The sequence below is a fragment of the Streptomyces sp. MBT65 genome, from assembly GCF_016612545.1.
Taxonomy (GTDB): Bacteria; Actinomycetota; Actinomycetes; order Streptomycetales; family Streptomycetaceae; genus Streptomyces.
The window spans coordinates 26,124-49,034 of record NZ_JAENRY010000030.1 but is presented as its reverse complement, the minus strand read 5'-3'; the positions used below and the strand labels follow the sequence as shown (position 1 = coordinate 49,034).

Genomic DNA, 22,911 nt, shown 5'->3' with positions numbered 1-22,911 from the left:
ACCGCTCAGGGGCGTTCGTCGTCGGCGGGTCCGGCGGCGGGCGCCCCGCGCTTCTTCTTCGCCGGGTCGGGCAGCGCGTGGGTCATGCCCGGCAGGAAGTCCGTGAACAGCTCGTGCACCTCAAGGACGAGCGGCCGCAGCACCCGGAAGCGGGCCAGCGACACACCGCGCGCGGTGAGGCGGGCGCCGCGCTCGGCGAGCCGGTAGCTGCGCTCGCGCCCCTCGGTCCGGTCGAACACCCAGTACAGGACGAGCCCCATCTGGGAGAGCCACATCAACTCGGGCAGCACGTCCCGCAGTTCCGGCGCCACCTTGGTCTTCGCCCCCGAGAGCACCTCCCGGTGGACACTGATGGCCTGCACACGCGCGTGCTCGCTCTCCGCGGAGAACGGGCTGAGCGGGCTGTCCGGGTCGGCGGCGTTCTTGAAGAACTGCACCGCGAACTCGTGGTACGGCTTCGCGATGTCCAGCCACACCCGCAGCACGCCCGAGAGCCGCGCCTCCAGATCGGTCTCCTTGTCCAGCACCTCGCGGACCGCGAGCCGGTGCTCCTCGGCGAGACGGTCGTAGAAGCCCTGGACCAGGTGCTCCTTGCCGGCGAAGTAGTAGTAGGCGTTGCCGACCGAGACGCCCGCCTCCTTGGCGATCGCCCGCATCGTCGTCTTGTCGTAGCCGTGCTCCTGGAACAGCCGCATGGCCGTCTCCAGGATCAGCGCGCGGGTCTGCTCGGACTTCGCGGACTTGGCGGGCGTACCGCCGTCCTCTTCGGGGCTGTCGTTCTTCGCGGGCACGGAAACAGAGCCTATCCAGTGGCGCAGGAACCGCCTGCGCAGCCCGGCCCGGTGTACGACCAGCCGGTGTTCGGGTCGTACGTCCAGCCGTCCCGCTGCCGGTACACGCCACCGCCCCACCCGCCGGGGCCCCACTGCGCCCCGCGCCACTTCGCGGCGGCGAGCACGGCGCCCTTGGCGATCCTGGCCCCGGCCGGGGTGCTCAACCGGTGTGCCAGCGGCCGGTGTTCGCGCAGGGCCCACAGGGTGACGATCCAGGCGGCGGCACCTCGGTAGACCTGCCCGGAGTCGCCGACGACGGTGATCTCCTCGAGGGTGGCGCGATGGTCGAGCCCGGGAAAGCGTTGTCGTGCCTCTTCGGAGGAGGCCGGTACCAGTTCCAGGGGGACCAACTGCGACTGCCGTACGAGCCAGTCGCGCACGAAGGCGCACAGGGCGCAGTCGGCGTCGTAGAGGACGGTGAGCCCGTGGACCGGGACGCGCGGGGCGTCCCGGTCCCGGGGTGCCGTGGCCGGGGCCACCCCCGTCACGCCCCGACCGTCGGCGGGACCCAGCCCTGCGGCCCGACCGGCGGCACCTGCTCGTGCTCCAGGACCCCGCGCCTGCGGATCTTGTTGAGCACGAACACGTTCCCCAGATGCATCACCCCGAGGACCAGCAGCACCACGCCCAGCTTCTTCGAGAGGGCCTCGAAGATGCCCCGGGTGTCGTCGATGGTGCCGTCGCCGCTGAGGTACAGGGCGACGAACCCGAGGTTGACGAGGTAGAAACCGACCACCAGGAGGTGGTTCACGGCCTCCGCGAGTTTTTCGTTCCCCCGGAGGACGTCGGCGAGGAAGATCCGTCCGTTGCGGCTGAGCGTGCGGGCCACCCAGACGGTGAGTCCGATGCTGACGATCAGATAGATGACGTAGGCGATGACCGTGCGGTCCATGCGCCTCCCCCTTCTTGAACACGTTCAAAAATGCTGACAGGGGAAACTGTAGGAGCATTTTTGAACGTGTTCAACTCGCTTGTGCTGGGACCTGCGTCACACCCGCCGCGCCAGCTCCGGCCGCTTCGAGTAGTCCGTGAACCCGAGGACGTTGCCCCAGGGATCGGCGATCTCGACGGTCCACCCGGTGGCCACGGAGAAGGGTGCGTCGAGCAGCGCGATGCCGGCCGCCCCGAGGCGCTGCGCGGCCTTCCGCGCGTCCGGCACCTCCAGCCACACGCGGGCCGAGGGCCAGGCCGGCGGCCGGTGCCCGAGCCCCTCCTCCTGCCGCAGCAGCACCCCGGGTGTCTCGCCGCCGACCTTCAGGATCGCGATCCCGGCCTCGTCGAGCCGGAACCCGACGGTGAACCCGGCGCGTTCGTAGAAGGGGACGGCCTCGGCGAGGTCTCCGACGGGGAGCAGGACGTTGTCGAAGCCGAGCAGTTCGTACGACTCTTCATCTGACATGCCGTCAGGTTAGAGCGATGATCGGCGAAGGGCCGGGATTGGCCTCGGCGCGGGATTGTCAGTGCTGCCTCGTACTGTCGGAGGCATGGGAATCGTGACGTTCGTCGACGAGACGACAAGCGGGAGCCGGAGCGACGGCTGAGGGCTGGAGATCGCCGAGGAGCGCATCGGCGTGCGCGAGCTGATCCGCCGCCGGGTGTTCCAGGAGGTCGCCGAGTACAACGCACGGACGCCGGAGGTCTTCCAGGGCCTGGTCCAGCCGCGCGACACGGAGCGGGTGCTGAACGGATACGCGCTGCGCACCCCCCGCCGGATAGACCCCGAGGAGCAGACGGAGCTGGCCCTCGCGGCCTTCGCGGGCAACGGCTTCCTGCTGCTGGTGGGGGACCGCCAGCTCACCGAGTTCGACGAGGAGATCGAGCTGGGGCTCGGCGTCGAGGTCACGTTCCTGAAGCTCGTCGCGCTGGTGGGTGGCTGATGAGCGACACACCCGCCGGGTACGACGAGAAACTCCGCGACATCCGGGGCCTGATCGCCACCGACGACAGCGACCGTCTGGTCCTCGAACTGATCGAGTTCGCCGAACTGCTCGACGACCAGTGGTACCAGTACCGGCTGGCCGGCCCCGTCGTCTCCGCGGTGATGGACACCTCCGCGCAGTTCCAGGTCCGGGTGTCCCAACTGCTGTTGGAGCGCTACGAGGAGACGGCCGGGGACCCGGCCCTGCGCCACCGCATCACGTGCCTGCGCAACGCACTCCGGGGAGTCGAGAAGATCGAGGGACAGCCGCACGAGGCCCGCGCCACCCTCATGCGCGTGCTCGCCGACCAGGAGCTGCACTACGACACCGACGAACTCGCCCGGCTCGCCGAGCTGGAGTTCGCCGAGGGCCGTGAACTCCCGGGAGACTTCGTCGCGTTGATCCGCCGCTCGCACCTGACGCGGTGGAACGGCGCCGATGTGCTGGGCCCGATCGTCGACCGGATCACCGACCCCGTGGTGAACCCCGGCGAGGCCTGGGCCGACGCGGCGATCGCGGAACTGACCGACCTCGGCGAGGACTGGCGGCGCCTGGTCGCCCACGCCACCACCGCCACCGCCGCCCGTCCCTCCACGAAGTGGGAGAAGACCGGACGGACACTGGTCGACGCCGTCGGTCCGGACGCGGTGCGCTCCCGACTGGTGCCCTGGCTACGGCTGGTGGGCCGACCGCGCACCCACCCGCTGGCCGCCACGGAGCAGACGGGGGAGAGCTTCGACGCGTACAACGCCATCGCTCTGCGCGGACTCGCCTGGTCGCTGGCCCTCCTGCCGCCGCACCCCGAGACCGCCCGCGCCCTCGGCACCCTCGTCGAGACCGCGCTGCGCAAGGTGCCCGGCCTGGGCCCGGTCAACCCCAAGGTCGCCAACGCGGCGGTCAACGCCCTGTCCCGGATCGACAGCGAGGCGGCCCTCGCCGAACTCGCCCGCCTCGGCACCCGCGTCACGTACAAGGGCACGCTCAAGCTGCTGAACACGGCGCTGGACGCGAAGGCCGAGGAGAAGGGCCTCAGCCGCGAGGAGATCGAGGAACTGGCCGTCCCCGCCTACGGGTTGACCGAGGTCGGCCGGGTGGAGCTGTCACTCGGCGAGACCACGGCACTCCTGGAGGTCCACGGCCCCAAAGCGACACTGAGCTGGCGCACCGCGACCGGAAAGGCCGTCAAGGCGGTGCCCGCCGCCGTCCGCCGCGACCACGCCGACGAGCTCAAGGAGCTCAAGGCCGCGATCAAGGACATCGACAAGATGCTCACGGCGCAGAGCGAGCGCCTGGACCGCCAGTTCCTGGCCCGCCGCACCTGGACCTACGCCGCCTGGCGCGAGCGCTACGTCGACCACCCCCTCGTCGGCACCCTGGCCCGCCGACTGCTGTGGACGGTCGACGGGACGACGGTCGGACACGCCGACGGCGCACTGCGCACCCTCGCCGACACCCCGGTGACCGAGGGCACGCTGGTCGCGCTCTGGCACCCGGTCGGACACAGCCCCGACGAGATCGTCGCCTGGCGGGACTGGCTGGAACGGCACGCGATCACCCAGCCGTTCAAGCAGGCCCACCGCGAGGTGTACCTCCTCACCGACGCCGAGCGGACGACGGCCACGTACTCCAACCGCTTCGCGGCCCATGTCCTGCGCCAGCACCAGTTCCACTCCCTGGCGGCCGTCCGCGGCTGGCACAACAAACTCCGGCTGGCCGTCGACGACGAGGCCCCGCCGGCCGTCCGCGAACTCCCGCGGTGGGGCCTGCGCGCCGAGTACTGGATCGGGGGCGACGGCGGCGCCGACCGCGCGGACCTCAGCGCGTCCGGCAGCTTCATGCACCTGCGCACCGACCAGGTCCGCTTCTACCCGATCGACGCCCCGCCCAACTCCGCGCACTGCTACGGCGGCGAGTACCGCATGCGGCCACGCGACGGCAGGGCCGCGGTCGACCCGCTCCCGCTCGACTCCGTACCGCCCCTCGTCCTGTCCGAAGTCCTGCGCGACGTCGACCTGTTCGTCGGTGTGGCCAGCGTGGGCAACGACCCGACCTGGCAGGACGGCGGCCCCGGCGGACGCTTCCGCGCGTACTGGACGTCGTACGGCTTCGCGGAGCTGAACCAGAGCGCGCAGACCCGCCGCACGCTGCTGGCCCGCCTGATCCCGAGGCTCGCGATAGCGGACCGCTGCACGCTGGAGGGGCGCTTCCTGCACGTCAAGGGGGAGCGGCACACGTACAAGATCCACCTGGGGTCCGGCAACATCCTGATGACCCCGGACGACCGGTACCTCTGCATCGTTCCGAGCGCGGCGTCGTCCGCTCCGCAGGCCGGGTATCTGCCGTACGAGGGGGATCGGATGTCGGCGGTGATCCTCAGTAAGGCGGTGTTGTTGGCGAACGACACGGGGATCACGGACCCGACGATCCTGAGCCAGTTGTGAACGCGCTCAGCCGTTCTGGGGCTGTCCGGCCTTGAGGATCTCCGCGACGTCGAGGGTGACTTCGGCGCCGATGGACTTGGGCAGGGTGACCACTTCGCCGGGGGAGTGCGGCCGGTGGCTCTCGTAATCGTCCCCTGTGGGGCTGGTCAGGACGTGGAGGCGCTGATGCTTGCGGTCGATGATCACGTAAACCGGGATCTTGGCGGCGGCGTACGCCTTCACCTTGTCTCGCAGGTCCGTCCGATAGTTGCTGGAGGTGACCTCCAGGACCAGGCGGAAGCAGATGGGGTCGTAGCAGTTGTTCTCGACGTAGTGATCCCGGTAGTCGGCGTCGACCACCACAAGGTCGGGGATCGCGTAGTCCTCTGTCCCGGTCGGTAGCCAGAGGCCGACGCCTTGGAGCACCTTCGATTCCGTCCCATGCAGACCGGAAGCCGCGAAGGGCAGCATGAGGTCGGTCAAGGCCTCGGCGTGCGGGCCGTCCGGTGGCGGGGACACGATGATCTGGCCTCCGATGATCTCGACGCGGTAGCCCGGGAGGCGATCCATGATCCGGTTCGCCTCCGCGATCAACGGACGGTCCTCATTCGGCCGCTCGACCGCTGCTGCGGACATCAGGTGCCTCCCGTGGGCTGGTGTCGAGAGCATCATCGTAGGCCGGACAGCGCCGGTATGTCCTTGACGATCACGTTCACCCAAACGGGTTGCCGCACGCCAGAGGGCCCCGCTTCCAACCCGGAAACGGGGCCCTCGCAGCCGTACGGAAACAACCTCAGAAGCGCCGCGTGATCAGCGCCCGCTTCACTTCCTGGATCGCCTTCGTGACCTCGATGCCTCGCGGGCACGCGTCCGTGCAGTTGAAGGTGGTGCGGCAACGCCACACGCCGTCACGGTCGTTGAGGATCTCCAGGCGCTGCTCGCCCGCCTCGTCGCGCGAGTCGAAGATGAAGCGGTGCGCGTTGACGATGGCGGCCGGGCCGAAGTACTGGCCGTCGTTCCAGAAGACCGGGCAGGACGACGTGCAGGCCGCGCACAGGATGCACTTCGTGGTGTCGTCGAAGCGCTCGCGGTCCTCGGCCGTCTGGAGACGCTCGCGCGTCGGCTCGTTCGTGTCCTTCGTGATGAGGAACGGCATCACGTCGCGGTACGCCTGGAAGAACGGGTCCATGTCGACGACCAGGTCCTTCAGGACCGTCAGACCCTTGATCGGCTCGATCGTGATCGGCTTCTCGGGGTTGAGGTCCTTGATCAGGGTCTTGCAGGCGAGACGGTTCTTGCCGTTGATCCGCATCGCGTCCGAACCGCAGATGCCGTGCGCGCACGAGCGGCGGAAGGTCAGCGTGCCGTCGATCTCCCACTTGATCTTGTGGAGACCGTCGAGGACGCGCTCCTTGGGGTCGATCTCCAGCTGGAAGTCCTCCCAGACCGCTTCCGCCGAGACCTCGGAGTTGAAGCGGCGGACCCGGAAGGTGACCGTGATGTAGGGGGAGTCGGCGAAGCCGGGCTCGGGCTGGCCGGCCGCTTCCGCCTTGTCCAGAACAGGGGTAGCCATCAGTACTTACGCTCCATCGGCTGGTAGCGGGTCTGGACGACCGGCTTGTAGTCGAGACGGATGGACTCGGTGCCGTCGTCGCCGACCTCGCGGTACGCCATGGTGTGGCGCATGAAGTTGACGTCGTCGCGGTTGGGGTAGTCCTCGCGGTAGTGACCGCCGCGGGACTCCTTGCGGGCGAGCGCCGAGACCGCCATGACCTCGGCGAGGTCGAGCAGGTTGCCCAGCTCGATGGCCTCGAGGAGGTCCGTGTTGAACCGGCGGCCCTTGTCCTGGATCGAGACGTTGCGGTAGCGCTCGCGCAGCTCCGCGATCTTCTCGACCGCCGTCTTGATGGTCTGCTCGGTGCGGAACACCATGACGTTCGCGTCCATGGTCTCCTGAAGCTCGCGGCGGATGACCGCCACGCGCTCGGTGCCCGTGGAGTTGCGCAGGTGCTCGACCTGGTCGATGACCTGCTGCGCCGGGTCCTCCGGCAGCTCGACGTAGGACGCCTTCTGGCTGTACTCCGCCGCCGCGATGCCCGCCCGGCGCCCGAACACGTTGATGTCCAGGAGCGAGTTGGTGCCCAGGCGGTTGGCGCCGTGCACCGACACGCACGCGACCTCGCCGGCCGCGTACAGGCCGGGGACGACGGTGGTGTTGTCGGTGAGGACCTCACCCTCGACGTTGGTCGGGATGCCGCCCATCGCGTAGTGCGCGGTGGGCTGGATCGGGATCGGGTCCGTGTACGGCTCGATGCCGAGGTAGGTGCGCGCGAACTCCGTGATGTCGGGCAGCTTGGCGTCCAGCTGCTCCGGCGGGAGGTGCGTCAGGTCCAGGTACACGTGGTCGCCCTCGGGACCGCAGCCGCGGCCCTCACGGATCTCCGTGTAGATGGAGCGGGACACGACGTCACGGGACGCGAGGTCCTTCATGACCGGCGCGTACTTCTCCATGAAGCGCTCGCCGTCCTTGTTGCGGAGGATGCCGCCCTCACCGCGGGCGCCCTCCGTCAGCAGGATGCCCATGCGCCAGATGCCGGTCGGGTGGAACTGGAAGAACTCCATGTCCTCCAGCGGCAGCCCGCGCCGGTACACGGCGGCCTGGCCGTCACCGGTCAGGGTGTGCGCGTTCGACGTCACCTTGAAGAACTTGCCGCAGCCGCCGGACGCGTAGATCACGGCCTTCGCCTGGAAGACGTGGATCTCGCCGGTCGCCAGCTCGTACGCGACCACACCGACCGACGTCTTCACGCCGTCGACGTCGGCGATCAGCTGGTCGAGGACGTAGAACTCGTTGAAGAACTCCACGCCCTCCTTGACGCAGTTCTGGTACAGCGTCTGGAGGATCATGTGGCCGGTGCGGTCGGCCGCGTAGCAGGACCGGCGGACGGGTGCTTCACCGTGGTTACGGGAGTGGCCACCGAATCGCCGCTGGTCGATCGTGCCGTCCGGCGTGCGGTTGAACGGCAGGCCCATCTTCTCCAGGTCGAGGACGGAGTCGATGGCCTCCTTCGCCAGGATCTCGGCGGCGTCCTGGTCGACCAGGTAGTCACCGCCCTTGATCGTGTCGAAGGTGTGCCACTCCCAGTTGTCCTCCTCCACGTTGGCGAGCGCGGCGGCCATACCGCCCTGCGCGGCGCCCGTGTGGGAGCGGGTGGGGTAGAGCTTCGTCAGGACCGCGGTGCGGCTGCGCTTCGTCGACTCGATCGCGGCGCGCATACCGGCGCCGCCGGCGCCGACGATGACGGTGTCGTATTTGTGGATCTTCATCAGAATTCCTCAGTCCCTCAGCCCGATGGCCTAGCGGATGTTCGGGTCGAAGGTGAAGATCACCAGCGTGCCCAGCAGGATGGTGAACACCGTGGCGGTGTAGAGCAGGCCCTTGAGCCACAGCCGGGTGTTCGCGCGCTCCGCGTAGTCGTTGATGACCGTGCGCAGGCCGTTGGCGCCGTGCAGCATCGCCAGCCAGAGCATCAGCAGGTCCCAGACCTGCCAGAACGGCGAGGCCCAGCGGCCCGCCACGAAGGCGAAGCCGATCTTGGAGACGCCGCCGTCGAGCACGAGCTGGATCAGCAGGTGGCCGAGGACCAGGACGACCAGCACGACGCCGGACAGGCGCATGAAGAGCCAGCCGTACATCTCGAAATTGCCCCGGGTCGACTTCGGGGTCTTCTTGGTGCGCTTGCGGGGGGCCTCGATGAGGGGCGCGGGGTTGTCCACGGTGTAGACGGACGCGCTCTCCACCGGGCCGATGCCCGACGCTGCGGTTTCAGTCGTAGACATCTGCGTCAGCTCCCGAACAGAACACGAGCGGCGTGGCCGAGCACGGGGTAGATCGCCCCGAGCATGAGCACGACCCACAGGCCGACGACGGACCAGAGCATCTGCTTCTGGTAGCGCGGGCCCTTCGACCAGAAGTCGACGGCGATGACGCGCAGGCCGTTGAGGGCGTGGAAGAGGATCGCGGCGACGAGGCCGTACTCCAGCAGTGCGACGATCGGCGTCTTGTAGGTGGCTACGACCTTGTCGTAGTCCTCGGGGGAGACACGCACAAGAGCGGTGTCCAGCACGTGTACGAACAGGAAGAAGAAGATGAGGACGCCGGTGACTCGATGAGCCACCCAGGACCACATTCCTTCCCGGCCGCGGTACAGCGTTCCAGCCGGCACGGAAGAACCCTCCGGGAGCGGGGATTTAGGGCCGCGCCGGCTTCTCTGTCGGTCGGGCCCGGCCGGGTACGGTCCACCGGCCCTCAGCATCGTAACCAGGCGCTGACGGGGGTCTTACGGCGGGCCTGCTTGTGTGATCAAACTGGCACCCAAAGGTGCGCGTATGGGCTAGTTTCGGGCGGCTGGTGGGGTAGGGGGTTCCGTTGCGCGCCGGGTGCGGGTCCGCTGTGGCTGGTCGCGCCCCACGGCGGAGCCGCGACATGTCACAGCCCCGCGCCCCTCAGAATCCCGGCCAACCGTTCCCTTGCCAGGCGCCGGAGTTCCTCCGCCACCACCACCCGCTCTTCCTCCGGGTCGTTCGTCAGACGGGACCGGATGCCTGCCAGGACGTGGTCGAGGACCTCGTCCGGTGCAATGCCGTCCGCGCAGATGACGAACACGTGCCCGAAGCGGGCCTCGTAGGCCGCGTGCGCCGCGTCCAACGCCATGTGGGCGGCCTCGTACGTGTCGTCCGGGAGGACCGGCAGCGACTCGCCCGCCAGCGCCTCCGCCAGGTCCCCGGGGGTGAGGTCGTACGCCGCCTCGTCGGACGCGGCGAGTAGTGCGTCCAGGTCGGGGTAGGGGCGGTGGTCGGTGAGGCGGCGGGACCAGCGGAGGCTGTGGAGGCAGGCGAGGAGGGTGTGGCGGGCGTCCTCGGGAGGCGCTGTGTTGAACGTCTCCAGCGAATTCGGGGACGGCGAGGTGCGGGACTGCTCGGGCAGCGCCGGTATGGCCACTCGGCCGGGGAGGTGGGGGAGGCGGTGCGCAGGCAGTGTGGATCCTCGCGTCACGGACGGTGCGGCAGGGGAGCGATGAAAGATGCGATGAGCGATGTGGTGAGAGATGCGATGAGCGATGTGGTGAGAAGTGCGTCACCACGTTATCTGGAGTGGTCATGACGTGTTCGACAGATGCCCGAATTTCACCCGGACGGGAGAGTTTCGGAACGTGTGGTGGACACCCGCGCTCCACCGGGGGCCGTAGGTTGGCGCCGTGAGCCAGCACAGGCGCCGCTCGTCGGCGAAGCAGGTGAAGCGGAAGCAGCGGCTGAAGCAGAAGCGGGGGCTGATCGCGGTCGCCGCGGCCACCGCCGTGGTCGCGGGCGGGGTCGGCCTCGGGCTGTGGGCCTCGTCCGGGGAGGGCGGGAGCCCGGTCGGCGCCGCGCTGAGTCCCGCCGACGGCACCTCCTCGTCCTCGCGGGCCTCTGTCTCCCCCACTCCCACCCCGAGTCCGACCCGCGTCTATCCGCTGTCGCAGACCCCCCGCACCATCCCCGCCGTCCGCTCGCACACTCCCGCGCGCGGCCCCGGCTGGCGCCCCGCCAAGGGGAACCGGGTCGTCGTCGACGACGCGGACCTCGTCGACGAGGGGCGACTGATCGCCGGTGAGCTGGGGCTGTCGTACGGCGGCGAGGCGAGTGACGTGCGCGCCGGGGACGTACGGCTGGCGCTGAACGACGACGAGGGCGCGAACCCGGAGTCGTACGCGATGACCGTGCGCGGCGGGCGGGTCACCATCAGCGGGCCCTCGGACGCGGGGGTGTTCTACGGCACCCGCACGCTCAAGCAGGAGGTGCACGGCGGCGGTACGGCGCCGGAGGGCGTCGTGCACGACCAACCGGCCAAGCCGCGGCGGGGGTTCATGCTGGACATCGCGCGCAAGCCGTTCACCGCGTCCTGGATCGAGGACCGGGTACGGGAGTTGGGCGACCTGAAGTTCAACGAACTGGGGCTGCACTTCTCCGACGACCAGGGATTCCGGATCGCCTCCACGACCCACCCGGAGATCGTCTCCAAGGACCATCTGACCAAGGCCCAGGTGAAGTCGATCGTCGATCTCGCCGCCGGCCGCCACATCACCGTCGTGCCCGAGATCGACTCGCCGGGGCACCTGGGCGCGGTGCTCGCCGCCCACCCGGATCTGCAACTGCGCAATGCGTCCGGTGTCGCCAGGCGCGGTGCGATCGACATCTCCAAGGACGCGTCCGCCGCGGTCGTCGACGAACTCCTCGACGAATACGCCGGGTTGTTCCCCGGCGACCAGTGGCACCTCGGCGGCGACGAGTACCAGGCGCTGACCGTCGCCAACCCCCAGGCGTCCTTCCCGCAGTTGGCCGCCGCCGCGACGAAGGCCTACGGTTCCGGCGGCACCGTCGCCGACCTCACCGCCGGCTGGCTCAACGACCGCGCCGACACGGTCCGCGACCACGACCGCACGATGCGGGTGTGGAACGACGGCTTCTTCAAGGGGACTTCGGTGGCGGCGGCCAAGGATCTCCAGGTGGCCTACTGGACGGGCAAGGAGATCGGCGCCCGGCAGCCCGTCGCGTATCTGAGCGCGGGCCGCAAGGTCCTCAACTACAACGACGAGTACCTCTATTACGTCCTCGGTGAGCCGCAGACCTTCGTCTATCCGACGGGACGGCGGATCTACGAGCAGTGGAACCCGCGCGTGCTGCGCGGCACGCAGGCCGTCCCGGCGAAGTACGACGGCCAGATCCTCGGCGGCTCCTTCGCGGTCTGGTGCGACCTGGCCAACTCGCAGACGCAGGCGCAGGTCGCGGCCGGCATCCGGATGCCGCTGCGGGCCACGGTCCAGAAGCTGTGGGATCCGGGGACACCGGCGCTGACCTGGACGCAGTTCAAGTCCCTGGCGGACAAGGTGGGTTGAGGGCGGACGGTATGTTCCTCCCTGTTGTCCGCACTCGGGGGGTTGCTTCATCGTGTCCGTTCCCGTGCCCACGCCCAGAACCGTGTCCCGGCTCCGCTCGCCGGTCGGCCTCGGCCGGGCCGCCGCCGCGCTGCTCGGGATCGTCGTCGCCGCCGATCTGTTCGCCGGCTACGCCGGATTCAAGCTGTACGACGTGACGGGCGACCTCATGAACGGCGCGACCGGCAGCGCGGTGCTCCGGAGGTCGGATGCCGCGGAGACGCTCGACTCGCTGGCCGAGAAGGTCCATTCGGGCGCGATGCTCGTGTGCGTCATCGTGTACGTGTCCTGGTTCGTGCTGGTGCGCGGGAACGCCGAGGTGTTCGATCCGGCCGAGCAGAGCATGAAGTCCTGGTGGGCGGTGGTCGGTTGGTTCGTGCCGTTCCTGAACCTCTGGTACCCGCGCCGGATCACCCTGGAGATCTGGGACGCCAGCAGCCCGGTGGGCGCCCGCAGGTCGCATCTCCTGGTCAACGTGTGGTGGACGCTGTGGCTCCTGTCGCTCTTCGCCGACCGGGTGGGCGGCCTGCACTACAAGGAGAGCGCCGAGCCCGGCGAGAACCACGCCGTCCTCCAGTTGTCGCTGCTCGCCGACGCCGTCGAGATCGCGGCCGGCGTCCTCGCGATCCTCGTCGTCCTGCGCCTGACCCGTATGCAGCGGGACAAGGCACTGGCGGGGCGGGCTGTGCCGCTCACGGTCTGACGACCAGGTGGCCGACAGTTGGCCGAAAATCTCTTCTTCCGTTTCTCGACCTGTTCAGGGCGCTCCCGTGTGACACTCCCGGGGTGGAGCACGCAGTTTGGGGAAACGCGGGCTCCATAGGGGAGGGGCCCCGAAGAGGGAGGTCTGGATGAGTCTGGCGGAACTGATCGCACAGGCCGACGAACGTGCGCTGGCCGTCGGCGGACTGGCTTGTTTGGATCGGTGCGTGCCGTTGCTCGGCGGCGACGACGAGGTGCTGCGGCCCCTGTGGTCCAGCCTCGCGGAGGGCGCCGTGGGGGAGACGTGGGGGGAGTGCCTGGAGCAGGCGCGCGCCAAGCTGCCCGCCCTCTTCGAGGAACCCGGCGAGGACCGTGCCGTGGCCCTCGCCCGCACGATGCTCGCGACGGCGCCCGCGATGCCGGTCGGCGCGGCGGTGCGGGAGTGGGCCGACGCCTGCTCGCTCGCCTCGCTTCGGATCCACCGGCTCCTGGAGGTCATGGCCCCCACCGACGACGCGGACGCGATCGCCTCGCGCCGTGAGGGCCGTACGGACGGAATGTCCCCCCTCGTCGCCGCCGAGCTGCGGCGCCAGATCACCGTCCTCGAACTCCTCGCCACCACCGCCCCCGGCGGACTGCGCCAGGTGCTCGCGGTGTCGACGGAGGGCCGCCGGGTGCTGCGCGCGGTGGTCTCGCGGCGGGCACGCGGGCGGAGTTGAGGACGGGGCCGGGGCGGGGGCCGTGAACGGCGTTCGGCGGTAAGGGAGTTCGGTGGGGTCGGGCGGTCCTGCGCGGCGCGGGGAGATGTCCGGGCGGGGTGCCGGAACAGCGTCCCGCCACCGGGCGCCCTCGGCGGACCGGCGCTGTGTCGGTGGGCACGGGTCGCCGTAGGCACTGTGCCGGGACGCGGCGAACGGCGTTCGGTCGTAAGGGAGTTCGGTGTGGGGGCGGCTGTGCGGGGCTCGGCAAAATCGGGGTAATAAGAGACGCTGGCGTTCCCCAACGGTGGGGTCCGGGAGGACGATGAAGGCGGCCGTCGGACCGGGGAGGGCATATGGCCGAGAACCGTCGTTGGTGGGCGCTGGTCGTCATCGCGCTCGCGCAGTTGATGGTCGTCCTCGACATGACCATCGTGAACATCGCGCTGCCGTCCGCCCAGGTCGACCTCAACATGTCGGACGGGAACCGGCAGTGGGTCATCACCGCCTACACGCTCGCCTTCGGCGGGCTGCTGCTGCTCGGTGGCCGTGTCGCCGACCTCGCCGGGCGCAAGAACACCTTCATGATCGGGCTGATCGGCTTCGCCGCCGCGTCCGCGCTCGGCGGTGCCGCCGCCAACCAGGGCATGCTGTTCGGCGCCCGGGCGCTGCAAGGTGTCTTCGCCGCCCTGCTGGCCCCCTCCGCGCTGTCGCTGCTGACGACGACGTTCACCGACCCGAAGGACCGCGGCAAGGCCTTCGGTGTGTTCGGCGCGATTGTCGGCGCGGGCGCGGCCGTCGGACTCCTCGCGGGCGGATTCCTCACCCAGTACCTGGACTGGCGCTGGTGCCTCTACGTCAACGTGCCCATCGCGCTGATCGCGTTCGCCGGCGCCTGGGTCCTGCTCAGCGACAGCTCCCGGCACCCGGAAGCGCACCTCGACATCCCCGGCGCGCTCCTCGGCTCGGCCGGCATGCTCACCCTCGTCTACGGCTTCTCCGAGGCGGAGTCGCGGAGTTGGGGCGACGGGCTGGTGCTGACACTGCTCGCGGCCGGGGTCGTCCTGCTCGCCGCCTTCGGGTTCTGGCAGACGAGGGCGCGCGTTCCGCTGCTGCCGATGACGGTGGTGAAGGACCGGCAGCGGGTCGGCGCGTTCCTGACCATCCTGTTCGTCACCATCGGCATGTTCGGTGTGTTCCTCTTCCTCACCTACTACATGCAGCGCGTCCTGGGCTATTCGCCGGTCAAGACGGGCGTCGCCTATCTCCCCATCACCGTCGGCATGATCACCGGCTCCACGCAGGTCGCGGCCCGGCTGCTGTACAAGGTCCCGCCGCGCACCCTGATGGTCCCGGGCCTGCTGGTCGCGGCGGGCGCGCTCGCGCTGATCGCCCAGGTCGGGGTGGAGCCCGCGTACGCCACGTACATCCTGCCCGGCATGCTGATGCTCGGCCTCGGCATGGGTACGGCGATGATGACCTCGGTGTCCCTGGCCACCGGAGGCGTCGCCCCGCGCGACTCCGGCGCCGCCTCCGCCACCTTCAACACGGCCCAGCAGGTGGGCGGTTCGATCGGTACGGCCCTCCTCAACACGATCGCCGCCACGGTCACCACCCGCTACGCCACCGCGCACGCCGGCCCCGGCGTGAACAAGCAACTCCTTGAGGCGAAGGCCGCGGTGCACGGCTTCAACGTCGCCACCTGGTGGGCGATGGCCTCGATCCTGCTGGCCGCGCTCATCGCGGGCGTCCTGGTGAACGCGGATCGGGTACCCACACCGGGCGCCGTCCCGACGGAGACCCCCCAACAGCCGGTGGACACCACGATCTAGCGTCTACGGCGTCTGACCCCGCTCGAAGCAGGCGACCAACTCCGGTTCGAGGGGCGGTACTTCACGCGGGGTACCGCCGTCCCGCAGTGACTCGGTGGCCCCCGCCCCGGCGGCCACCGCCATCCACGCGGCGGCCGGCGAGGTGTCGGTACGTCCGCCGTGCCCGTACGAACCGCACGAACTCGTCGGCCAACACCCCGTTGTCCAAGCGCATGTTGACCAACGACACGTTCTCGGCCGCCGCCGCGCGGGCCGCCGGGGCGGGGTCGGCGAGGGCGGTGACACGGGAGCCCGCGCCGGGGCGGTGGGTGACGCGGGCGAGGCTGTCGCGCGGGCCGTGGCCGAGGGCACCGGTACGGAGGTCGGACATGGGTCTCCTTCGGTCGCGGGGCGCCACGGGCGGAGGTTCACCGGGGACGGAGGGACCGTGCCCCGCCGGCGGGCCGGAGATGTGTCGGACATCCGACGGGCTGTGACGTTTCTGTGAGGCCCGGCGCTGATGGCGATGGGGGTGCGGGGACCGTCGCGGGGGTGCGAGGGCCGCCGTGCTCGGTACGGATCCCTCGCGCACGCGCCACCGGTTCCCGGCGTACGCGCCGCGGGTCCTTCGCGCACTCGGTACGGACGAGGACAGTCCTTGGGTCAGACAGGCGAGCCCCGACGCGGGCACGCGTACGACGGGGAACTGGGCGCGGCCGTCGCGCGCGCCCAGCAGGGCGACGACGGCGCTTTCGCGGTCGCGTACCGGATCGTGCAGCCCGGGCTGCTCGGGTATCTGCGCGGGCTCGTCGGCGACGAGGCCGAGGACGTGGCGTCCGAGGCCTGGCTGGAGATCGCCCGGGATCTGGGCCGGTTCCGTGGCGACGGGGCGGGATTCCGGGGCTGGACGGCGACCATCGCCCGGCACCGGGCGCTGGACCATCTGCGCAGACAGCGGGTGCGTCCGAGACCGGCGGCGCTGGAACAGGACGTACTCGAACTGCCGGGCCCGCACAGCACCCACGACCAGGCGCTGGAGTCCCTCTCCACCGAGTACGCCCTCGACCTGGTCCGGGGCCTGCCGCGCGACCAGGCCGAGGCCGTCCTGCTCCGCGTGGTCGTGGGCCTCGACGGCCCCGCCGCCGCACGGGTGCTGGGCAAGCGCCCGGGCGCGGTGCGTACGGCGGCCTACCGGGGGTTGAAGCGTCTGGCCCGCGAACTGGGCGGGACGGGACGTGAGTTGGGCGGGACGGGACGCGAACCGGGCGGGACAGGACGTGAAGTGCGAGAGACGGAAAGGGACAGAGGCGGGGACAGGGACAGAGGTGGAGACGGACATGGCTGACCATGACATGGGCCTCCCGGGCCTCCCGGCGCTGTTGGGTGCGGCTCTGCGCGAGGGCGAGGTGGACGGCGAGGCCGAACGGCGGGCGGTGGCGGCGTTCGTGGCCGCGTTCAGCGCGGCGCGGGAAGCGGGGGTCCAGTCGGCGCCGACCCGCAGCCAGGACGACTGGCGGCCGAGGGGCAGTGCCCCGTAGGCGGCAGAGGAGAGCTGTGGCGGAGAGACACCGCGGAGACGGCCGGGGCCGCCACCCCCCACAGGAGAGGCCCCGGCCGTCGCGCTGTACGGGCCGCGCGGCGGCCCGTACTTTTTACAGCGCCGTGAGTGCGTTTTCTGTCACACCGCACCGCCGAACCACGTAGTTGAGCCTTGTACGGACATGGACGAGGAACAGTTTCAGGTCGTAACGTGCCTTTCGCGCCGGAGTGCGGACGCGACCAACACCATTCGAGGGACCACGTGCTGGGGGACGACGCGGAGCTGACCGCCGCGGTGCTTGCGGCACAGGACGGGGACGAGACCGCGTTCCGGACTGTGTACCGCACGGTGCACCCACGGTTGCTCGGATACGTACGGACGCTGGTCGGCGATCCGGACGCCGAGGACGTCGCGTCCGAGGCCTGGCTGCAGATCGCCCGGGACCTGGAGAGGTTCAGCGGGGACGCGGACCGGTTCCGCGGATGGGCGGCCCGGATCGCCCGCAACCGTGCCCTGGATCACATACGGATGCGCGGCCGGCGTCCCGCGATAGGCGGCGACGAGAGCGAACTCACCGGTCGCGCCGCCGATTCCGACACCGAGGGAGAGGCCATCGAGGCCCTGGTCACCGACAGCACCCTCTCCCTCATCGCCCAACTCCCGCAGGACCAGGCCGAGGCCGTCGTCCTGCGGGTGGTCATGGGTCTCGACGCCAAGACCGCCGCGGAGACCCTCGGCAAGCGGCCCGGCGCCGTCCGTACGGCCGCGCACCGCGGTCTGAAACGGCTGGCGGAGCTGCTCGGCGGCGACCCGGAATCGGCCGCGGCCCTGGATGCCCTGCCACCCCAGCGAGACCCGCGCGACCGCGCGGTGACGTCCGCCACTGTGACGCATACGCGCACGCGGACGCAGAAGGACATGTGATGGCCGACGAGCGCTCTGCTTTTCCGGGGGACACCGATTCCGCCGGCGGCTCCGCCGCGGGCCGGACCCCCGGCCGATGGCTGAACCGTGAGACCGCCGAGCTGTTGCTGCGCGGCGAGTCCCTCGAAGCCGTCGATCCGGCCGCGCGCGAGGAGGCCGAGCGGCTCGCCAGAACCCTCGGCGCGCTGTCCGTGGAACCCTCGCCGGCCAAGGTCGAACTCCCGGGCGAGGAAGCCGCGTTGGCCGCCTTCCGGGCCGTGCGCACCGGCAAGGGTGTCGAACGGGCGGTCGTCGGCCGGCGCGGTCGTACGCCGTCCTCCGACGCCGGGCTCGTCCGGCTCGGGCGGCCCGCCACGGCCGTCCCGGGCCCGCGCTGGGGCAGATCCATGCGGTTCGGGCTGACCGCCGCGGTCGCCGTCGGGATGTTCGGCGGGGTCGCGGTCGCCGTCGGCACGGGCGCCCTGCCCACGCCGTTCCACGACGACCCGACGCCCGCCGCCTCGATCTCCGCCGCCGAGACGCCGCCCGACCGCACCCTCGTCTCACCCGCGCCGAGCGGCTCCAGCGACTCGGGTACGCCGACGGCGGGCGGTTCCGACGACTCCTCGGGCGAGGCCGCAGGGAGCGGCACGAACCCCACGCCGAGCGCGGGCGCCGACGACAAGTCCGTCGGCTCGGGCAGCTGGTGGCGCGGAGTCGCCTCGTCCTGCCGTGCCGTGCGCGAGGGCAAGCCCCTGGCCCCCGGCCGCAAGCGCGCCCTGGCGGGTGTGGCGGGCGGCTCGTCCCAGGTGGGGCCGTACTGCGACAAGCTCCTGAAGCGCACCGGCGCCGGCACGGACGACTCGGACGACAAGAACGACCAGGGCAGCGGCGGCAAGGACAGCGGCACCGGCAACGGCAAGAGCGGCGGCGGACAGACCGGCTCCGGCGGCCAGGGCGGCGAGTCCGAGGGACAGGGGCACATATCCCCGATCGCACCGGGCGGCGGTAACAACGGCGGCGGTGGCAGCGGCTCCGGCTCCGGCGGCGGGTTCGACGGCAGCAGCGCCGCCAGTCCCCTCCCCTCGGTCTTCGCCCCGCTGGCTCGGCGCCAGTCGCCGTCCGTGCCGACCCCGTCGCACACCACCGCCACCGGGCAGACCCCGGCCCCGAGCCCCACGTACAGCGCGCTCTGAGCTCAACGCACGCCGCTGACCTGCGCTTTCATGACATGCGGGAAATTCTTCACGGCAGGTGTGACATTTCCGGCCGCCGTGGCGCAGTACTGAGTGAGCCGACTGGTCATCGGCCATCGCACTGAGCCGGGGTTCCCCCCGTACCTGGGCTCGTGCACCCGGCGCGGGTGGGACACGTTCCCCCGGTCCCGCCCGCGCCTCATACCTCTCACCGTCCCGTGTCCCTCACTGGTGGACGACGACCTTGTCGCCGGTCCGCACCTGGGCGAAGAGACTCGCGATCGCCGCCTCGTCCCTTACGTTGACGCAGCCGTGCGAGCCGCCCGCGTAGCCCCGGGCCGAGAAGTCGTAGGAGAAGTGCACCGCCTGGCCGCCGCTGAAGAACATCGCGTACGGCATGGGGGAGTGGTAGAGCGTGGACACCCAGTCCCGGGCCTTCCAGTAGACCTGGAACACGCCGTCGCGGGTCGGGGTGTACTGCGCGCCGAACCGTACCGACATCGTCGACACCGTCCGGCCGTCGATCATCCAGCGCAGGGTGCGGCTCGTCTTGTCGATGCACAGCACCCGGCCGGTCAGACAGCGTGGATCGGGGGCGCCGGCCGGCTGGCCGCCCATCAGATACAGGTCCCACTTGCCCGGCTCGTGCGTCATCTTCAGCAGCCGCTGCCAGGTGACGGTGTCGGTCCGGCCCGTCTTCGGCAGCCCGCGCTTGCCCTGGAAACCGGCGACGGCCTGCTCGGTGAGATCGTCGTACGTCCCCGTCGGCCCGTCGAAGAGCCAGTCGACCTGACGCAGCCGCGCCTGCAACTCACGTACGTCCATGCCGCTGTCGCCGCGCGCCCACAGGACGTTCGCGGCACGGACCGTGCCCGGGGCGCTCGCGGTGGCGCTCGCCGAGGGCTTGGCATCCGCGCCCGGCAGCTTGATGTGCACGGGCAGATGGTGCCTGCCGTCCCCGCCCGTGTCCTGCACCGTGCAGCCGCCCACCGCCACCAGGGCCGACAGTGCCACCGCGGCGGCGAGCGCTCTCCCCATGCCCGTAGTACGCATCGCGGACCCCTGTCGTCTCACCGGCGTCGTACGCCGACCATAGATGCCCGGCAGAGGCGGGAGGTATGTGTCGGTGGATGTGTTCCGAGCTGGGCGATTACTCCATATGAGTGATCACGGGAGGGATCGATCCGACCCCGGTTACTCTCGTTGCAGAGTGGGCCCCGAAAAGGAGGACGCCATGGCCGTACTGCAGCAGGAGCTGACCCTGGGCGAGGCTGCCGACCAGCTTGCCCGTGCACTGCCAGGCCACCGCGTGGAGATTCTCCAGGGGAGGCTTACTGTGACACCGCCGCCGGACGGCTCGCATGCGCTGGCACTGACGAAGTTGGGCAGGGCTTTCGACCGGGCTGGGATCGTGGAGGCGGGCTACGAGCACGTCCAGGGCATCGGCCTGTGGCTGCCCACGCTGCCCGCCGACTACGCGATCCCCGACTTCTCCGTCGTCGACGAGGACTTCAGGGACGCTTTCGTCCAGAAGAACTGTTACGCACCGAACGTCTTCCGCCTCGTCGTCGAAGTGACCTCGTCGAACTGGTCCGACGACCTCGGCCCCAAGGTCGAGTGCTACGCCGAGGCAGGCATCCCGGTCTACATCGTGGCCGACCGCAAGCACGACGAGGTGCTGCTCTACCGGGATCCGAGCGATGGCAAGTACGCGGCCCCCGAGCGCTACAAGCGAGGGCAGAGCATTCCGGTCCCGGAGTCCGTCGGTGTCACGCTCGACCTCTCCGTGGATGTCCTCCTGGACGGCGACGGCTGACTGTCGTACCCCCATGGGACACTCGGTTCCATGTTCGGTGTCATAGACCTCCCCACCTACCTGGCCGGCCTGGTCCTGATCGTGTTGTTGCCCGGGCCCAACTCGCTGTACGTCCTCTCGGTCGCCGCCCGGCGTGGTACCCGGGCCGGGTACACGGCCGCTGCCGGTGTCTGGTGCGGGGACACCGTGCTGATGACGCTCTCCGCGGCCGGGGTCGCCTCGCTGTTGCAGGCGAACGCCGTGCTGTTCGGGATCGTGAAGTACGCGGGGGCCGGCTATCTGACCTGGCTGGCGTTCGGGATGCTGCGGGCCGCGTGGGCGATGTGGCGCGGCCGCAAGGAGCGGGCGGCCGCAGAGGCGGTGCCGGACACCGCGGCCGCCGACGAGCGGCCCTACCGCCGCGCCTTCGTCGTGAGCCTCTTCAACCCGAAGGCGATCCTGTTCTTCGTCGCCTTCTTCGTGCAGTTCGTCGACCCGGGGTACGCCTATCCCGCGCTGTCCTTCGTCGTGCTCGGCGCCTTCGCGCAGCTCGCGAGTTTCCTCTACCTCAGTGCGCTGATCTTCAGCGGGACCCGGCTGGCGAGCGCCTTCCGGCGCCGCAGGCGGCTCGCGGCCGGGGCCACCTCGGCGGCGGGGGCGTTGTTCCTGGGCTTCGCGGTGAAGCTGTCACTGGCCAGTTCGGTCTAGCGGAGCCCGTACCTCTCCGCGTACTCCGCGAGGCCGTCCTCCGTGGCGCCCGCCCAGCCGACGTAACCGTCCGGGCGGACCAGGAAGAGACCCGTGCCGTACGGCTCGACGGCGGGACCTTCCACGACCCGCACCGCGTCGCCGACGCCCGCCGGTGCCTTTGTGCCCAGGGCCAGCAGGGTCCAGTGCGGGCCGCGGAAGGCGTCGAAGAGGCGGACGCCGTCGATCGTGCGGTCGGGTGCGCGGTCGCCCGCCCGTAGCGCGTCCTCGGACAGATCCGTGCGGGTCTCCACCGAGAGGGAGCGGTCGCGGTAGCCGAGGCCGAGCTGCTGGGTGGCCTTGCCGCGCTGTACTTCTCCGCGGTGGACGCGGGTGGACAGGCCGAGCATGTCGGCCGCGTTGGGCAGCCGCTCCTCCTCGTAGGTGTCGAGCAGCGACTCGGGGGCGCCCTCGCGCAGCACAGCGCCCAGCTTCCAGCCGAGGTTGTAGGCGTCCTGCACGCTGGTGTTGAGGCCCTGTCCGCCGGCCGGCGAGTGGACGTGCGCCGCGTCCCCGGCGAGGAAGACCCGCCCGGCGCGGAAGCGGTCGGCGAGCGCGGCCCGGGGCCGGAAGTTCGAGGCCCAGCGCAGTTCGGTCAGGTCCTCGGGGGCGAGGTGGGTGCGGGCGGCGACGGTCTTGCGGACACCGTCGAGGGAGAGGTCGACATCGGTGCCGTCCGGGTACTGCGCGATGACCTGGAAGTCCTCGGTGCCGGCCAGCGGGAAGACCGCGAGGAAGCCGTCGCTCTCGGCGCCCGGCGGGAAGACGTGCACGCTGTCACGGTCCAGGCCGGTGATCCGGACGTCCGCCACCAGCATCGGGTTCGGGTCGACCGTCTCGCCCGTCATACCGATCCCCAGCGTCCGCCGTACGACCGAGCGACCGCCGTCGCCCGCGACGACGTACCGCGCGCGGACGTCGGCCCCGGAGGCGAACTCCACGCTCACGCCGGTCCCGTCCTGCGCGAAGCCGGTCACCTCCCGTCCGAAGGCGACCTTCCCGCCCAGCTCCGTCAGCCGTGCGAAGAGGATCTCCTGGGTGCGCCACTGCGGCACCATCCACGGCTTGCCGTACGGCGTGTCGGGGTCCGTCTCGGACGGCTCGAACATCTGGTGCTCGCCGACCTTCCGTCCGTCCTGCCAGACCGCCCCGGTCGGGTAGGTGCCGCCCTTCGCGAGGATCCCGCCGATCACGCCGAGGTCGTCGAAGACCTCCATCGTGCGCGGCTGGATGCCCTTGCCGCGCGAGCCGGGGAACAGCGCGTCCGCCTTCTCCACGACCAGCGCGTCCACCCCGCGCCGGGCCAGGTCGATGCCGAGGGTGAGGCCGGTCGGGCCCGCGCCGACGATCAGCACAGCCACATGCTCTGTCAT

At 70.5% G+C, this 22,911-nt stretch carries 24 protein-coding genes and 1 pseudogene; 12 read left to right on the top strand and 13 right to left on the bottom strand.

Features of this window, described 5'->3' with window-relative positions; genetic code table 11:
* Positions 1–5: 5 nt before the first annotated feature.
* From JHN63_RS09530 to JHN63_RS09515, 4 genes are all read right to left on the bottom strand, one after another.
* A complete protein-coding gene (locus JHN63_RS09530) occupies positions 6–791 on the bottom strand; it encodes a TetR/AcrR family transcriptional regulator (protein WP_200678785.1) in 786 nt (261 codons plus the stop codon).
* Between the two features lie 11 nt (positions 792–802).
* The gene (locus JHN63_RS09525; RefSeq protein ID WP_374222905.1) at positions 803–1,321 is read right to left on the bottom strand and encodes a thiol-disulfide oxidoreductase DCC family protein; all 519 of its coding nucleotides are present in this window, start codon (positions 1,319–1,321) and stop codon (positions 803–805) included.
* On the bottom strand, positions 1,318–1,725 hold the full coding sequence (locus JHN63_RS09520; RefSeq protein ID WP_200678783.1) for a hypothetical protein: 408 nt from the start codon (positions 1,723–1,725) through the stop codon (positions 1,318–1,320). The genes JHN63_RS09525 and JHN63_RS09520 overlap by 4 nt, the downstream gene beginning before the upstream one ends.
* A gap of 96 nt (positions 1,726–1,821) precedes the next feature.
* Positions 1,822–2,232 (bottom strand): VOC family protein, encoded by a 411-nt coding sequence (locus JHN63_RS09515; RefSeq protein ID WP_200678781.1) that lies wholly within the window; start codon positions 2,230–2,232, stop codon positions 1,822–1,824.
* 172 nt (positions 2,233–2,404) lie between these two features.
* Between JHN63_RS09515 and JHN63_RS09510 the strand changes: the two genes are divergently transcribed.
* Together JHN63_RS09510 and JHN63_RS09505 are read left to right on the top strand one after the other, a co-directional pair.
* Complete coding sequence (locus JHN63_RS09510; protein WP_307781857.1) at positions 2,405–2,710, top strand: hypothetical protein; 306 nt, start codon at positions 2,405–2,407, stop codon at positions 2,708–2,710.
* The gene (locus JHN63_RS09505) at positions 2,710–5,193 is read left to right on the top strand and encodes a DUF4132 domain-containing protein (RefSeq protein WP_200678779.1); all 2,484 of its coding nucleotides are present in this window, start codon (positions 2,710–2,712) and stop codon (positions 5,191–5,193) included. Before JHN63_RS09510 ends, JHN63_RS09505 begins: the two co-directional genes overlap by 1 nt.
* Before the next feature lie 6 nt (positions 5,194–5,199).
* Here JHN63_RS09505 and JHN63_RS09500 read toward each other — a convergent pair whose 3' ends face one another.
* From JHN63_RS09500 to JHN63_RS09475, 6 genes are all read right to left on the bottom strand, one after another.
* Positions 5,200–5,808 (bottom strand): Uma2 family endonuclease, encoded by a 609-nt coding sequence (locus JHN63_RS09500; protein WP_200678778.1) that lies wholly within the window; start codon positions 5,806–5,808, stop codon positions 5,200–5,202.
* 157 nt (positions 5,809–5,965) lie between these two features.
* A complete protein-coding gene (locus tag JHN63_RS09495; RefSeq protein WP_200678777.1) occupies positions 5,966–6,745 on the bottom strand; it encodes a succinate dehydrogenase iron-sulfur subunit in 780 nt (259 codons plus the stop codon).
* Positions 6,745–8,499, bottom strand: a complete 1,755-nt coding sequence (sdhA, locus tag JHN63_RS09490; RefSeq protein WP_200678776.1) for a succinate dehydrogenase flavoprotein subunit — start codon at positions 8,497–8,499, stop codon at positions 6,745–6,747. Before sdhA ends, JHN63_RS09495 begins: the two co-directional genes overlap by 1 nt.
* A 30-nt stretch (positions 8,500–8,529) precedes the next feature.
* Positions 8,530–9,012 carry a succinate dehydrogenase hydrophobic membrane anchor subunit gene (locus JHN63_RS09485; protein ID WP_026150201.1) on the bottom strand — a complete coding sequence of 161 codons (483 nt, stop codon included), beginning with the start codon at positions 9,010–9,012 and terminating at the stop codon, positions 8,530–8,532.
* 5 nt (positions 9,013–9,017) lie between these two features.
* Positions 9,018–9,398, bottom strand: a complete 381-nt coding sequence (gene sdhC, locus JHN63_RS09480) for a succinate dehydrogenase, cytochrome b556 subunit (protein ID WP_037750247.1) — start codon at positions 9,396–9,398, stop codon at positions 9,018–9,020.
* Between the two features lie 263 nt (positions 9,399–9,661).
* Positions 9,662–10,228, bottom strand: a complete 567-nt coding sequence (locus JHN63_RS09475; RefSeq protein ID WP_200678775.1) for a 2-oxo-4-hydroxy-4-carboxy-5-ureidoimidazoline decarboxylase — start codon at positions 10,226–10,228, stop codon at positions 9,662–9,664.
* 256 nt (positions 10,229–10,484) lie between these two features.
* On the opposite strand from JHN63_RS09475, the gene JHN63_RS09470 reads away from it, so the two are divergent.
* The 4 genes from JHN63_RS09470 to JHN63_RS09455 all read left to right on the top strand — a co-directional run bounded on the left by JHN63_RS09470 (position 10,485) and on the right by JHN63_RS09455 (position 15,378).
* Complete coding sequence (locus JHN63_RS09470) at positions 10,485–12,107, top strand: glycoside hydrolase family 20 protein (protein ID WP_200678828.1); 1,623 nt, start codon at positions 10,485–10,487, stop codon at positions 12,105–12,107.
* Positions 12,108–12,171: 64 nt separating this feature from the next.
* Positions 12,172–12,849: a DUF4328 domain-containing protein gene (locus JHN63_RS09465; protein WP_200678774.1), complete on the top strand. Its 678-nt coding sequence runs from the start codon at positions 12,172–12,174 to the stop codon at positions 12,847–12,849.
* A 148-nt stretch (positions 12,850–12,997) separates the two neighbouring features.
* A complete protein-coding gene (locus JHN63_RS09460) occupies positions 12,998–13,567 on the top strand; it encodes a hypothetical protein (RefSeq protein ID WP_200678773.1) in 570 nt (189 codons plus the stop codon).
* A gap of 335 nt (positions 13,568–13,902) precedes the next feature.
* Positions 13,903–15,378: an MFS transporter gene (locus JHN63_RS09455; protein WP_200678771.1), complete on the top strand. Its 1,476-nt coding sequence runs from the start codon at positions 13,903–13,905 to the stop codon at positions 15,376–15,378.
* Positions 15,379–15,381: 3 nt separating this feature from the next.
* Here the strand turns inward: JHN63_RS09455 and JHN63_RS09450 are convergent.
* Positions 15,382–15,574 (bottom strand): annotated as a pseudogene (locus JHN63_RS09450) (gfo/Idh/MocA family oxidoreductase); the annotation flags it as partial.
* A gap of 441 nt (positions 15,575–16,015) precedes the next feature.
* On the opposite strand from JHN63_RS09450, the gene JHN63_RS09445 reads away from it, so the two are divergent.
* From JHN63_RS09445 to JHN63_RS09430, 4 genes are all read left to right on the top strand, one after another.
* Positions 16,016–16,702, top strand: a complete 687-nt coding sequence (locus JHN63_RS09445) for an RNA polymerase sigma factor (protein WP_200678769.1) — start codon at positions 16,016–16,018, stop codon at positions 16,700–16,702.
* Complete coding sequence (locus tag JHN63_RS09440; RefSeq protein ID WP_200678768.1) at positions 16,695–16,895, top strand: hypothetical protein; 201 nt, start codon at positions 16,695–16,697, stop codon at positions 16,893–16,895. The genes JHN63_RS09445 and JHN63_RS09440 overlap by 8 nt, the downstream gene beginning before the upstream one ends.
* Positions 16,896–17,158: 263 nt before the next feature.
* On the top strand, positions 17,159–17,821 hold the full coding sequence (locus JHN63_RS09435) for an RNA polymerase sigma factor (RefSeq protein ID WP_200678766.1): 663 nt from the start codon (positions 17,159–17,161) through the stop codon (positions 17,819–17,821).
* On the top strand, positions 17,821–18,996 hold the full coding sequence (locus tag JHN63_RS09430; protein WP_200678764.1) for a hypothetical protein: 1,176 nt from the start codon (positions 17,821–17,823) through the stop codon (positions 18,994–18,996). The genes JHN63_RS09435 and JHN63_RS09430 overlap by 1 nt, the downstream gene beginning before the upstream one ends.
* A 225-nt stretch (positions 18,997–19,221) precedes the next feature.
* Here JHN63_RS09430 and JHN63_RS09425 read toward each other — a convergent pair whose 3' ends face one another.
* The gene (locus JHN63_RS09425; RefSeq protein ID WP_200678762.1) at positions 19,222–20,049 is read right to left on the bottom strand and encodes a L,D-transpeptidase family protein; all 828 of its coding nucleotides are present in this window, start codon (positions 20,047–20,049) and stop codon (positions 19,222–19,224) included.
* 181 nt (positions 20,050–20,230) lie between these two features.
* On the opposite strand from JHN63_RS09425, the gene JHN63_RS09420 reads away from it, so the two are divergent.
* Positions 20,231–20,812, top strand: a complete 582-nt coding sequence (locus tag JHN63_RS09420; protein WP_200678760.1) for a Uma2 family endonuclease — start codon at positions 20,231–20,233, stop codon at positions 20,810–20,812.
* 30 nt (positions 20,813–20,842) lie between these two features.
* Positions 20,843–21,499 carry a leucine efflux protein LeuE gene (leuE, locus tag JHN63_RS09415; protein ID WP_200678758.1) on the top strand — a complete coding sequence of 219 codons (657 nt, stop codon included), beginning with the start codon at positions 20,843–20,845 and terminating at the stop codon, positions 21,497–21,499.
* Here the strand turns inward: leuE and JHN63_RS09410 are convergent.
* Positions 21,496–22,911 (bottom strand): FAD-dependent oxidoreductase, encoded by a 1,416-nt coding sequence (locus JHN63_RS09410; protein WP_200678756.1) that lies wholly within the window; start codon positions 22,909–22,911, stop codon positions 21,496–21,498. The genes leuE and JHN63_RS09410 overlap by 4 nt on opposite strands.